Raw genomic sequence first — 12,358 nt, 5'->3', positions numbered from 1 at the left:
CGAAGATGAAGGTCCTGACGGTGGTCGGGACGCGACCGGAGATCATCCGGCTGGCGGCGACGATCGGCCGGCTGGAGCGGGAGACGGACCACGTCCTCGTCCACACCGGCCAGAACTACGACTACGAGCTGAACGAGGTCTTCTTCGAGGACCTCGGGCTGCGGCGTCCCGACCACTTCCTGGAGAGCGACACGTCGTCGCTCGGGGCGGTGCTCGGCTCCGTGCTCAGCCGCATCGAGCCGGTGCTGCTCGAGGAGCGGCCGGACGCCATGGTCGTGCTCGGCGACACCAACAGCTGCATCTCGGCCGTCATGGCCAAGCGCCTCCAGATCCCCGTGTACCACATGGAGGCGGGCAACCGCTCGTACGACGAGAACGTGCCGGAGGAGGTCAACCGGCGCCTGGTGGACCACGTCGCCGACTACAACCTCGTCTACACCGAGCACGCCCGGCGCAATCTGCTCGCCGAGGGCATCCATCCCTCCCGCATCCACCTCACCGGCTCGCCGATGCGCGAAGTCCTCGACGCCAACCGGGAAGGGATCGCGGCCAGCGACGTCCTGGAGCGGCAAGGACTCACCGAGGGCGGCTACTTCCTGGTGAGCATGCACCGGGAGGAGAACGTCGACAACCCGGAGCGGCTCGCCTCCGCCCTCGCCGCGCTCCAGGCGCTCGCCGCGGAGTACGGGCTGCCGGTGCTCGTCTCGACGCACCCGCGCACCCGGAAGCGCCTCGAGGGGCAGGCCGAGGAGGCCAAGCGGGGCATCGTCTTCCACCCGCCGTTCGGTTTCCACGACTACGTCCGGCTGCAGCAGGCGGCGAAGCTCGTGCTCTCCGACAGCGGAACCATCAGCGAGGAGTCGGCGATCCTCGGCTTCCCGGCGGTCTCGCTGCGCGATGCGATCGAGCGCCCGGAGGCGATCGACACCGGTGTGACCATCACCACCGGGGTCGACACGGGGACGGTGCTCGACGCCGTCGCGCTGACGCTGGAGCAGTTCGCCCAGGACGGCCCCGCCGCCGCGCCGTTCGAGTACGACATCGACGACACCTCCCGCCGGGTGGTCAACTTCATCCGTTCCACGGCGGGCACCCACCACGCCCGCCGGGGCATCCGTCGCAAAGGCTAGGTCGACCGCACTGTGCGCATCCTCTTCATCCACGAGGTCAACTACGTCAACAAGGTGATCTTCGAGATGCACGAGTTCCCGGAGCTGCTCGCGCTCCAGGGGCATGACGTGTCGTTCCTGCACTACCCGGAGTCGCCCGATGAGCCGCGCGTGTCGCTGCGCACGACCCGGCAGACGATCCCCGGCCGCGTCCACCCCGACGCCCGCCTGACCCTGATCACCCCTCCCACGTTCGGCGGCCGGTCGTTCGAGCGCTACCTCGCGCCCGTGATCTCCACTCCGGCGCTGTGGCACGAGATCCGCAAGGGCGGCTACGACGTCGTGGTGCTCTATGCCGTGCCGACGACCGGGTGGCAGGCCGTCGCCATCGCGCGCCGCGCCGGCGTGCCGATCGTGTACCGCGCGCTGGATGTTTCGCACCAGATCCGCGAGAACCCGCTCGCGCCGCTCATCCACCGTGCGGAGCGGTTCGTCGCCGGCCGCACCGACCTCGTCTCGGGCAACAACCCGGCGATGACCGACTACTGCGTGCGCATCTCGCACCGCAGCGGGCCTGCCATCACCGACCTGCCGCCGATCGACCTGACGCACTTCGAGGACACGGGGGCGCACGACGTCCGGGCTTCGCTCGGGCTCTCGGCCGAGGACCGCGTGCTCCTGTTCATGGGGTCGTTCTTCGAGTTCTCCGGGCTGGACGTGCTGATCGACGATCTCGCGCCGCACTTCGCTGCGCATCCCGAGCTGAAGCTGGTGCTCGTCGGGGGAGGGGAGCTCGACGAGAAGCTCCGGTCGACGGTGAAGGCGCGTTCGCTGGAGGACCGGGTGATCTTCACCGGGGTGGTGCCGTACTCCGCCCTCCCGGCCTACCTCGCGTCCGCCGATGTCGCGGTGAACCCGTTCCGGTCGGAGCTGCTGACCAACGTCGCCCTGCCCCACAAGGTGCTGCAGTACATGGCGGCGGGCGTCACGGCCGTGTCGACCGACCTGGACGGCCTGCGAGGGGTGCTGGGGACCGACTCGGGCGTGACCCTCGTGGCGGACCAGCGCGACGTGGCCTCCGTCGCGGCCGCCCTCGCCTTCGAGCCGGCCGAGGTGCGCGCCGAGATCGTCCGCCGGCAGCGCGAGTACGTCGACCGGACCTTCTCGAAGCAGCGGGCGGTCGACGCGTTCGAGCGGACGCTGCAGTCGCTGGTGGAGCGGGTCAGCGCTTCGCGGCCAGCTCCTGGAACTCGGGCAGCGTGAGCAGCAGCTTCTCGACGCCCTCCACGTCCAGCCGCTCGGTGTTGTGGGAGGTGTACGACTCGACCGTCGCGCCGTGGTCGGCGCCCTCCTCGAAGTACGGGCGGTAGTCGAGCGTGCGGGTGTCGAGCGGTACGCGGAAGTAGTCGCCGCGGTCCTCGGCGTTCGCCATCTCCTCCGAGCCGAGGAGCGACTCGAAGAGCTTCTCGCCGTGGCGCACGCCGATGACGTCCACCTTCGGCAGCGGAACACCGAGAACGTTGGCGACGGCCTGGAGCAGCGTCCCCACGGTGCTCGCCGGCGCCTTGCGGATGAAGAGATCGCCCGTGGTCGCCTGCGTGAACGCGTACTCGACCAGATCGACCGACTGCGCGAGCGACATCAGGAAGCGCGTCATCTCCGGGTCGGTCACGGTGACCGGGGAGCCGGAGGTGAGCTGGTTCACGAACAGCGGGATGACCGACCCGCGCGAGTACATCACATTGCCGTACCGGGTCACCGAGATGACGGTGTCCGAATCGAGCGAGTCACGTGCCATGGCCAGCGCCGTCTTCTCCATGAGCGCCTTCGTCATCCCCATGGCGTTGATCGGGTAGACGGCTTTGTCGGTGCTCAGGCACACGACCGAACTGACGGAGTGGTCGACGGCGGCACGGATCACGTTGGCGCTCCCGTCGATGTTTGTCTTCACCGCCTCGAGCGGGAAGAACTCGGCCGACGGCACCTGCTTGAGCGCCGCGGCGTGGAAGACGTGGTCGCTTCCACGGATCGCCCGTCCGACGCTGAGCGAGTCGCGCACGTCGCCGATGTAGAAGCGCATCCGCGGGTCCTTGATGGCGTGGCGCATCGCGTCCTGCTTGGACTCGTCTCTACTGAAGATCCGGACCTCGCCCACGCCGCGGGACAGCAGGTGCTTGGCCATGGTCGAGCCGAAGGAGCCGGTCCCGCCCGTGATCGTCACGACGGAGTCTTCGATCTTTCTGTGCTTCATGTGTCTCTCTCGTTGCGTGGCTAGGGCACCGGAGCCTCGACCGGCACGGTGCGCCGGACGGTGACGAGGTAGCCGGTGTGGACCAGGAGCCCGGCGAGCGGGCCGATCAGGAGGGCGAGGGCGGCGCGCTGGTCGAGGGGGAGCGGCAGCAGCAGCGCGACGAACGTGCCGACGGCGGCGACCAGCCATCCGGCCGTGAAGACCGAGTGCTTGCCCAGCACGAGCACGGCGGGGGCGGAGATCCCCATGCCCGCGAGAACCCCGGCCGTGCCGACGAACGAGCCGAGCAGCCAGCCGGGCGGCACGTCGGTTCCGGGGAACAGGAAGGAGAACACGGGAGGGCCGATCACCCATGCGATCAGCCCCAGCACCACACCGCCCACGATGGCGGCGACCTCCAGCACGAAGACGAGACGGAACATCCGCTCGCCGGCCCCGCGGAACAGCACGATGAGGTAGCTCTGCGCGGCCATGGCCACCACGATGAGCGGCGCGCGCACGATGGTCGCCGCCAGGATGACGAGACCGAGCTCCGCGGCCGGCACACCGGGCGAGGTGGCGGTCAGCAGGGTGGGGAAGCCGCTGACGAGCATCCCCATGGATGCCGCCGCGACGATGGTGCGCGCCGTGTTCCAGGTGAGCCGGCGGTACCCCACGTCGAGGTAGGAGGCCAGCGCGCCCGGCCGGTTCACGAGGACGATTCCGACGATCGCGGCGACCGGCGTCGGGATCGCCGTCGCCCACGCGAGGGCGTCGATGGACGAGGTCACGAACAGCACGGCCGCGATCAGGACCAGGCGCAGCAGGCCCTCGGTGATGACGACGAGGAAGATCGACTTCCACGCCTTGCGGCTGTACAGCGTCCCGGTCACGACGGCGAGGGGCACATAGGCGGCGGTCCCGAGCGCGAGGGGCCAGACGAGACCCCAGTCGCCGCCGAACACCGGGCCAACCCAGAGCGGTGCGGTCACGACCACGGCGACGAGCACGACCAGGGCGGCCCCCACGGCGAACACCGAGGCTCTCGCGGGCACGCGGCCCTCCGGCGGGTCGGAGTGGACGGAGCGCGTCGTCTCCGCCTGGATACCCGAGAGCGCGGCGACGACGAGGAAGAGCCCCGCCCAGAACACCGCGAAACCGGCATAGGCGCTGACCCCGATCACGCGCGGGACGAGCCATGTGATCACGTAGCCGGCGACGCCGACCAGGCCCGTCCCGATCAGGACGAGAACGAATCCGGGGATGCGCCCGCTCGGCTGTTCGCTCACGAGCGACGCTCGCCGTCGCGCGCTTCGAGCTCCCGGACGCGCAGCTCCAGCAGTGCGCTGCGCTCGGCGAGCAGGCGCGTCTGGGCCTCGAGTCTGGTCAGCTCCGAGCTGCTCTGGATGCAGACCAGGAACAGGATGGCGACGCTCACGAAGAAGACGAGGTTGGTCGGGACCGCGACGCCGACGACAGCCGCTGCCCAGGCGAGGGTCGCGGGGAAGACCCCGACGATCAAGGCGAGCGTCCCGGCGATCAGCCACCAGATCGCATGGCGCTCGCGCAGGCGGCGACGGCGCATCATCTCGAACACGACGAGCAGGGTGGCGAGGGCCGCGGCGATGCCGAGGAGGTAACTGGCGAGGCTCATCGGACGGCGATTTCCTTCTCGGTCACGATGACCGGCGGGCGCAACAGGGCGAAGACGAGCGCGAGGCCCGCGCGACCGAGGTAGACCGCGGAGCGCAGCGGGTCGTGCGACGGCGTCCCGGTCGTCCGCTTGCGCATCGATACCGGCACCTGCGCGATCCGGCAGCCGGACCGTGCTGCGATGACGAGCGACTCGATCGTGTCGCCGAGGTATTCGGCGGGGTAGTGCTCGGCGAAGAGCCGCACGGCCTTCGGCCCGCTCGCACGGAATCCGGAGGTCGTGTCGGTGAGCCTGGTCTTCGCCACCGCGACAGCACGGACGCGAGGAAGACCATCGCCCAGCGGCGTGGCCCGCGGACCTCGTACTGCCCCTCGCCGGCGAAGCGGGCGCCGAGCACGATGTCGTTCGACGCGAGCGCGGCGACGAGGCTCTGCACGCCGGCCGGGTCGTGCTGGCCGTCGGCATCCACCTGGACGACATTGTCGTAGCCGTTCTCGAGCGCGTAGACGAAGCCGACGCGCATTGCGGCGCCGACCCCGAGGTTGTACGGGAGGGAGGCGACGATCGCGCCCGCCTCGGCCGCGCGTTCCGCCGTGGCGTCGCTCGAGCCGTCGTCCACGACCAGGCACGCCGCGCCGGGGAGCTTCTCGCGCACCTCTCGGACCACCTCGCCGACCGAAGCCTCCTCGTTGAGCGCAGGCATCACGATCAGTGTGCGCGCGAGGGATTCGGCCATGGGAGCCGAGTCTACCGAAGGCATCCGGGAGTCGGGGGCCCGTGACAGCTTGCGGCCAGCGCCCCAGTACAATTACTTGCATTGCATTCGTTGCGGTGGTGAGCCTCCGCATGCCGACAGGAGTGGACTATCAGTAAGCCCGTAGAGCAGCGCACATGGCTCGTCGTGCCGCTGTACAACGAAGCGCAGGTGGTCCGCAGCGTCATCCGGTCGGCTCGTGAGACCTTCCCCAAGATCGTCTGCGTCGACGACGGAAGCTCGGACGACTCGGCCGCAGAGGCGCGGGCGGGCGGAGCCGTCGTGGTGAGCCATCCCATCAACCTGGGGCAGGGCGCGGCCCTGCGCACCGGCCTCGACTACGCGCTGGGCGACCCGGAGGCCGACTACTTCGTCACCTTCGACTCCGATGGCCAGCACCGCACCGAGGACGCCCTCGCGATGGTGCGCAGGCTCGACTCCGAGCCGCTCGATATCGTGATCGGCTCGCGCTTCCTCGACGACCGCACCAAGCTCTCGCCGATCAAGCGGCTCGTGCTGCGCGCCGGCGTGGTCTTCGAGCGGATGAGCAGCGGGGTGCAGCTCACCGACGCCCACAACGGTCTGCGGGCACTCAACCGGCACGCGGCCGAGGCGATCGTCATCGACCAGAACCGGATGGCGCACGCCTCCGAGATCGTGTCGGAGATCGGGCGCAACAAGCTGCGCTGGGCCGAGTCGCCCGTTCACGTCCTCTACACGGACTACTCGCGCTCCAAAGGCCAGTCGGTGTGGAACTCGGTCAACATCCTCAGCGATCTGTTTCTGAAGTAAGGGCCCGCACGCATGGATACCGGACAGCTCGCGATCAAGATCATCCTGATCGTCGTCATCGTCGCGTTCAGCATCTTCCTGATGCTGCCGGGGAAGGGCGCGCGTCATCTGGCGCTCCGCCGGCTCTCGATGCTGGCGCTGCTGCTGATCGTCGTGCTCGCGGTCGTGTTCCCGTCGTCCGTGACGGCGGTGGCGAACCTGCTCGGCGTCGGGCGTGGCACGGACCTGCTGCTCTACGGGCTCATCGTCGTCTTCATCGGCAACTCGCTCGTCGTGCAGCGGCGGCACCGCAAGACCGACCTCGAGATCACCCGCCTGGCGCGGCTGATCGCGATCCAGAACGCACCGGATGCGGCCACCGCGTTCGAGGGGGAGAAGGCGGCCGAGGTCGAGCCCGGCGTGCAGAAGCGTTCGGAATAGACGCCATCCACCGATCCCGGTCCGCGTCATTCCCGCCGTCCAGCGGGTAGACGATCTACTCTAGGAGGGCGCGGGCGGCCCTTTCCCCGACCGGAAGGCAGGCCTCTCGCGATTCGCCGATCCCCGCCCCGCCGAGAATGAGGATCCCATGGGTACGTTCACCGGTCGCACCGTGAGGTGGCTCGTCACGGCGGCCACGGCCGGAATCCTCGTCTCGCTGGTGGCGGGAGGGCCGCTCCCGGCGGTGGCGGACACGTCCGCTCCAGCTCCCGCGACGACCATACCGTCCCCGGCGGGCACCGACCCGGCCGCACCTCCCGCGACCGGCACCGCGACACCGTCCCCTGCTCCCACGACGACCGCCGATCCCCTCCCGTCGCCGGTGACGGCCGACCCGACGCTCGCCGAGATGGACGCGACGGGCAACCACTCGATGGGTGCGACAGTGGCCGCGAACGAGCCGTCGGCGCCGTCGCGCTTCCGCACCTTCGCCGCCGTCTCCGGACTGCCGCCGGGGATCCCGGGGCTCGATGTCAGCGGCTGGCAGCAGCTCACCCTCTCCGACTGGTACACGATCGCCGGCAACGGCGCGAAGTTCGCGTACGTCAAGGCGACGGAGGGCACCGACTACCAGAGCAGCCAGTTCGCGGAGCAGTACAACGACTCGTACGCAGCCGGTCTCATGCACGGCGCGTACCACTACGCCACGCCGAACACCTCCTCCGGTGCGGCGCAGGCCAACTACTTCGTCAGCAACGGTGGCGGCTGGGTCAACGACGGCCGGACGCTGCCTCCGCTCCTCGACATCGAGTACGGCCCGAACGGGAACACCTGCTGGGGCCTCACCACATCGGCGATGCTGTCCTGGATCCGGGACTTCTCCAACACGGTCCTCGCCCGCGTCGGCCGGCTGCCCGCCATCTACACGACCACCGACTGGTGGACCCGTTGCACGGGGAACGACTCCGGTTTCGGCGCGAACCCCCTCTTCATCGCGCGCTACCCCAGCAACCTCGCCTCCGGGGCGGGGACCCTCCCGGCGGGCTGGCCGAACTACACGATCTGGCAGTACGGCTCGACGGGCCTGTTCCCCGGCGATCAGGACACCTTCAACGGCACCGCCGCCGACCTGGTCGCCTTCGCCAGCAACGGACCCATGGTCCAGCCCATCACGAGCCCCATCATCCGCGTCGGCGACTTCAACGGCGATGGCAAGCCGGACTTCATCGCGCGCCGCTCCGACGGGACGCTATGGTTCTACGCCGGAACCGGCACCGTGGGCGGGATGTCCAGCCCGGGGTATCAGCCCGCGGTGCAGATCGGTGCGGGCTGGGGCATCTACAACGTCCTGGTGGGCGCTGGCGATCTCGACGGTGACGGCAAGCCCGACCTGATCGCCCGCAAGCCTGACGGAACCGTGTACGCCTACAAGGGCACAGGCAAGGCCGGTGTCGCCGGCGGCGAGGGCTACTCGTCCGCGCAGCAGATCGCGACCGGCTGGAAGGACTACTCCGACATCACCGCTGTCGGAGACTTCAACGGCGACGGCAAGCCCGACCTCATCGGAAGGAAGGCCGACGGGTCTTTGTGGCTCATCCCGGGCACCGGCAGCATCTCGAACGGCGGCACGTTCGGTGCGGCCGTGCAGATCGGCACCAACTGGTCGATCTTCCGCGTCCTCCTCGGCGTCGGCGACCTGAACAAGGACGGCAAGGCCGACCTGATCGGCATCGGGAACGACAACACGGCGACCTTCTACGCCGGCACGGGAACGGCGGGCTATTACCAGCCGGGCCAGCCGATCGCCCTGAACGGTCTTTCATCGACCGATGTCTTCGCCACCCCGGGCGACCTGAACGGCGACGGCTACCCGGACATCCTGGACCGCACCCTGTCGGGGTCGCTGATGTTCATCGGCGGTGCGGGGATCGCCTCCTCCGGCGGCTACGCCGCCGCCCAGAACGCGGGAGGCGTCTGGACCCAGATCGCGGAGATGGCGGTTCCGGGCGACTTCACGGGCGACGGCAAGCCGGACGCGCTCACCGAAGCCGCGGACGGCACCCTGTGGCTCCGCACCGGCACCGGGAGCGCGTCCCCGGTCTTCACCGGAGCGGCGAAGATCGGCTGGGGCTGGAACATGTTCCGCTATCTCGTCTCGGCGGGCGACCTGAACGGCGACGGCAAGCCCGACCTGCTCGGCGTCGAGCCGGACGGGACGCTGTGGTTCTACGCGGGCACCGGTCGGGTCTCGGGCACGGACAGCGGCTACCAGCCGGGCATCAAGGTCGGCTGGGGCTGGAACATCTTCACCCGGGTGGTCGGAGTCGGCGACCTCGACGGCGACGGCAAGCCGGACCTGCTCGCGTACCGCTCCGACGGGAGTGCCGTCTTCTACGGCGGGACGGGCGTGGTCGACGCGACCCACCAGGGCTACCGGGCCGGTGTCGCGATCACCTCGAACCTCGGATCGGTCGCCGACGTCAGCGCTCCGCGCGACTTCAACGGCGACCGCAAGGCCGACCTGATCGTGCGCCGCCAGAACGGGGACCTGTGGCTGTACCCGGGAACCGGCAGCGCCTCGTCCGGCACCGTCTTCGGCTCGCCGTACCGGATCGGCACCAACTGGTCGATCTACTCCCGGGTCATCGCGATCGGGGACGCCGACGGCGACGGGAAGCCCGACCTGCTGGGCATCCGGCCCGACGGCAACGCGTTCTTCTACAAAGGCACCGGCACGACGGGATCGATCACGCCCGGTTTCGACGCCGCGGTCGTGAACGGCAGCAACTGGACCATGTACCGCTGATGCACCACGTCGTGTTCGTGGTGAACAACTATGCCCCGAGCGTCGGCGGCGTGGAGCTGCACGTCGCCGCGCTGGCGCGCGAGCTCGTCCGGGCGGGTCATCGGGCGACCGTCGTCACGCTGGCCGCCGGGGACTCGGACACGGTCGAGGACGGTGTGCGCGTCATCCGCCTCGCCCGGGGACGGTCGATCGGCGGTGTCTTCGCGTTCCCGCGCTCCGGCCGTGTCTCCCACGTGGTGGACGGGCTGCGCGGGGAGGGAGTGACCGCGATCTCCACGCAGACGCGGTTCTTCCCGATGACCTGGCGCGGGAAGCGGTTCGCCCGCGTCCTCCAGGCGCCGCTGATCCACACCGAGCACGGGTCCGACTTCGTCCGCGGAGTCTCGCTGCCCGTCGCTGCGGCGAGCCGCCTGGTCGACGTGACGCTCGGCAGGCGTGCGCTGCGCTCGTCGGATCGGGTGCTCGGTGTCTCGGAGCGTGTGGTCGACTTCGTGCGCCGGCTCTCCGGTGTGCGGGCCGAGGTCTTCTACAACGCGATCGATCTGCCGCCGGCGGACAGTGCGCCGACCGCCGGCCGCGACTTCGTCTTCGTGGGGCGTCTGGTGCCGGGCAAGGGCGCCGATCGCGCCATCGACGCGTTCGCCTCGCTGGGCGACGCCGTCGGCGACGCGCGGCTGGTCATCGTCGGCGACGGCCCCCTGCGGCGCGACCTGGAGGCCCGGGCAGCGGCCGCGGGTGTCGGCGATCGCGTCGTGTTCCGTGGGCGGATCCCCACGGACGAGGTGTTTATCAGCCTGCGGGACAACATCCTGGTCAACCCCAGCACGCTCGCCGAGGGGTTCCAGACGACGCTCATCGAGGCGGCCGTCAGCCGCGCGCAGGTCGTCAGCTACGACCTGGCGGGCGTCGCCGCGCTGCGGAACGCCGGTGCGCCCATCCGCATCGTCGCCGCGCAGGACACCGCGTCGCTCGCCGCCGCCATGCTCGACGCGCGCGAGCACCCGCTGCCCACGTGGGCACGCGACGACGCCCGGGCGTGGTCGTGGGAGGCGCGCGCGGTCGACTATCTCCGCATCCTGGACAGCGTCAGCGCCTGACCCGGCGCCGCCGGCTCAGTGCACCGAGATCGTGTACGTGAGCGCGATCATGGCGATGCCCAGCGCCGCCGAGTAGCCCAGCACGATCCACGACGCCCACCGGTTGCGCAGCAGCAGGCCGACGGTCAGCAGGAACGCGACGAGCAGCACCGCCCCGTAGCGGGCGGGGAGCGGGAAGTACGACCCGGTGGTGACCTTGACGACGACCGCCAGCATCGGAGCGAAGAACACCGACGAGATCGCGATGGCGACCACGAGCGGGGCGAGGCGGCTCCGCATCCGGAGTGCGAAGAACGTGCCGAGCACGCCGATCACGCACAGCCAGGTGAGGGGCGCCAGTGCCCAGTTGTACATGGGGAGGGCGGAGTTGCCTCCGCTGCCCGCGACGAAGACGGTCGACGTGAGCGTCCCCGGCAGGAAGCTCACGGTCTGCTCCAGCAGGGCCTTGCCGCCGAGCGGACCGGAGATGCCCTGCTCGGCGGCAGGCCCGACGGCGAGGGCGCGGTGCAGGCCGAGCCAGCCGAGCTGGGCGACGATGGCCGCGGCGACCGACAGCACGCCGAAGAGCGGCAGCCCGAGCGAGCGTCGCTCCCCGTCCGGCCGCAGGCTGCGCCAGCCGTCCGTCCAACGCGTCCGACGCAGCTCCCACAGCCAGCTGAGGAGCAGCACGAGGGCCGCGAGGCAGACGCCCAGGATGTTGGTGACCTTCACCAGGACGGCGAGTGCCGAGAACCCGACCAGCCACCAGCCGCTCCCTCGGCCGTCGAGGTAGCGCAGGGTCAGCAGCAGCAGGAGAGCGCCGAAGAACGCGGACGGAGCATCCGTGCTGATGTAGGTGTAGGTCCACCACGAGAAGGGCGACACGACGAACGCCGTCCCGAGGGCGACGATCGCGACCGGATGGATGCGGAACCTGCGGAACACCAGGTACAGCATGACCATCGTCGCGGCGAGCCAGAGCGAGCCGGTGAGCCGCCAGCCTTCCAGCTCGTTCACGCCGGGGAGCAGGCGCAGAGCCTCCCCGACCACCCAGGTGCTCACGAAGTAGATCGGCGTGTAGGCGTCGGCCGAGGTCTTGCCGGCGAACGGGAACTTGGACGGGTTGTTGTACGACGACCCGCACGGCTGGCCCATCGGCCCATACGGGTAGACGCCGTCGCACGCGATTCGCGCCCGCGCCTCCTGGCCGACCAGCTCGCCCTGGTGCACGAGCAGTTCGGTCGGCACCTTGTCGAGGTAGTCGCTGTAGACCCACTCGTCGACGGGGGAGAGCGCCTTCGTGTGCAGCAGCGTCGTCGGGACGCTGTAGCCGAGGGCGATGACCACGAGGAGGATGGGGACCCAGAACCTCCGCAACCAGCCGGCGAATCCTGTCGCTGCCGTCGCGTTCGGTGCGATCGTGGTCAATGTTCCCCCATTCCTCGTGGATCGGCCCCAGCAAGCGTAGCGTGCGCGCGCGGGCCGTCCGTCACGCGCGGAACTCCTAGAATCGAGGG

The 12,358-nt window shown here is 69.9% G+C and carries 10 protein-coding genes and 1 pseudogene; 6 read left to right on the top strand and 5 right to left on the bottom strand.

Annotated features, from left to right (window positions below; all coding sequences use genetic code 11):
- Positions 1 to 5: 5 nt before the first annotated feature.
- Entirely contained in the window at positions 6 to 1,130 is a 1,125-nt protein-coding gene (wecB, locus tag HNO83_RS00210) for a non-hydrolyzing UDP-N-acetylglucosamine 2-epimerase (RefSeq protein WP_175335958.1), read from the top strand.
- A gap of 12 nt (positions 1,131 to 1,142) precedes the next feature.
- Positions 1,143 to 2,372: a glycosyltransferase gene (locus HNO83_RS00205; RefSeq protein WP_175335504.1), complete on the top strand. Its 1,230-nt coding sequence runs from the start codon at positions 1,143 to 1,145 to the stop codon at positions 2,370 to 2,372.
- Here the strand turns inward: HNO83_RS00205 and HNO83_RS00200 are convergent.
- The 4 genes and pseudogenes from HNO83_RS00200 to HNO83_RS00185 form a co-directional block, all read right to left on the bottom strand.
- On the bottom strand, positions 2,332 to 3,360 hold the full coding sequence (locus HNO83_RS00200; protein WP_175335503.1) for a polysaccharide biosynthesis protein: 1,029 nt from the start codon (positions 3,358 to 3,360) through the stop codon (positions 2,332 to 2,334). The genes HNO83_RS00205 and HNO83_RS00200 overlap by 41 nt on opposite strands.
- 20 nt (positions 3,361 to 3,380) lie before the next feature.
- Positions 3,381 to 4,628 carry a polysaccharide biosynthesis protein gene (locus HNO83_RS00195; RefSeq protein ID WP_175335502.1) on the bottom strand — a complete coding sequence of 416 codons (1,248 nt, stop codon included), beginning with the start codon at positions 4,626 to 4,628 and terminating at the stop codon, positions 3,381 to 3,383.
- Positions 4,625 to 4,993, bottom strand: a complete 369-nt coding sequence (locus HNO83_RS00190; protein WP_175335501.1) for a DUF2304 domain-containing protein — start codon at positions 4,991 to 4,993, stop codon at positions 4,625 to 4,627. The genes HNO83_RS00195 and HNO83_RS00190 overlap by 4 nt, the downstream gene beginning before the upstream one ends.
- Positions 4,990 to 5,729, bottom strand: a pseudogene (locus HNO83_RS00185) (glycosyltransferase family 2 protein). Before HNO83_RS00185 ends, HNO83_RS00190 begins: the two are co-directional and overlap by 4 nt.
- Before the next feature lie 129 nt (positions 5,730 to 5,858).
- On the opposite strand from HNO83_RS00185, the gene HNO83_RS00180 reads away from it, so the two are divergent.
- The 4 genes from HNO83_RS00180 to HNO83_RS00165 all read left to right on the top strand — a co-directional run bounded on the left by HNO83_RS00180 (position 5,859) and on the right by HNO83_RS00165 (position 10,862).
- Complete coding sequence (locus tag HNO83_RS00180) at positions 5,859 to 6,539, top strand: glycosyltransferase family 2 protein (RefSeq protein ID WP_175335957.1); 681 nt, start codon at positions 5,859 to 5,861, stop codon at positions 6,537 to 6,539.
- Positions 6,540 to 6,551: 12 nt separating this feature from the next.
- Entirely contained in the window at positions 6,552 to 6,959 is a 408-nt protein-coding gene (locus HNO83_RS00175) for a DUF2304 domain-containing protein (protein WP_175335500.1), read from the top strand.
- A gap of 148 nt (positions 6,960 to 7,107) precedes the next feature.
- Positions 7,108 to 9,765 (top strand): FG-GAP-like repeat-containing protein, encoded by a 2,658-nt coding sequence (locus tag HNO83_RS00170; protein ID WP_175335499.1) that lies wholly within the window; start codon positions 7,108 to 7,110, stop codon positions 9,763 to 9,765.
- Positions 9,765 to 10,862 carry a glycosyltransferase family 4 protein gene (locus tag HNO83_RS00165; protein WP_175335498.1) on the top strand — a complete coding sequence of 366 codons (1,098 nt, stop codon included), beginning with the start codon at positions 9,765 to 9,767 and terminating at the stop codon, positions 10,860 to 10,862. The genes HNO83_RS00170 and HNO83_RS00165 overlap by 1 nt, the downstream gene beginning before the upstream one ends.
- A 15-nt stretch (positions 10,863 to 10,877) precedes the next feature.
- Here HNO83_RS00165 and HNO83_RS00160 read toward each other — a convergent pair whose 3' ends face one another.
- The gene (locus tag HNO83_RS00160; RefSeq protein WP_175335497.1) at positions 10,878 to 12,269 is read right to left on the bottom strand and encodes a glycosyltransferase family 39 protein; all 1,392 of its coding nucleotides are present in this window, start codon (positions 12,267 to 12,269) and stop codon (positions 10,878 to 10,880) included.
- Positions 12,270 to 12,358 lie beyond the last annotated feature (89 nt).

Source organism: Leifsonia sp. C5G2, assembly GCF_013359685.1.
Lineage (GTDB): Bacteria > Actinomycetota > Actinomycetes > Actinomycetales > Microbacteriaceae > Leifsonia.
Note: the sequence above shows the minus strand (reverse complement) of the source record. Positions and strands in the feature narration are given on the sequence as shown.

Coding starts and splice junctions, on each gene's coding strand:
- wecB (WP_175335958.1), top strand. CDS start 6: ATGAAGGTCCTGACGGTGGTCGGGACGCGACCGGAGATCATCCGGCTG.
- HNO83_RS00200 (WP_175335503.1), bottom strand. CDS start 3,360: ATGAAGCACAGAAAGATCGAAGACTCCGTCGTGACGATCACGGGCGGG.
- HNO83_RS00190 (WP_175335501.1), bottom strand. CDS start 4,993: ATGAGCCTCGCCAGTTACCTCCTCGGCATCGCCGCGGCCCTCGCCACC.
- HNO83_RS00175 (WP_175335500.1), top strand. CDS start 6,552: ATGGATACCGGACAGCTCGCGATCAAGATCATCCTGATCGTCGTCATC.
- HNO83_RS00170 (WP_175335499.1), top strand. CDS start 7,108: ATGGGTACGTTCACCGGTCGCACCGTGAGGTGGCTCGTCACGGCGGCC.
- HNO83_RS00165 (WP_175335498.1), top strand. CDS start 9,765: ATGCACCACGTCGTGTTCGTGGTGAACAACTATGCCCCGAGCGTCGGC.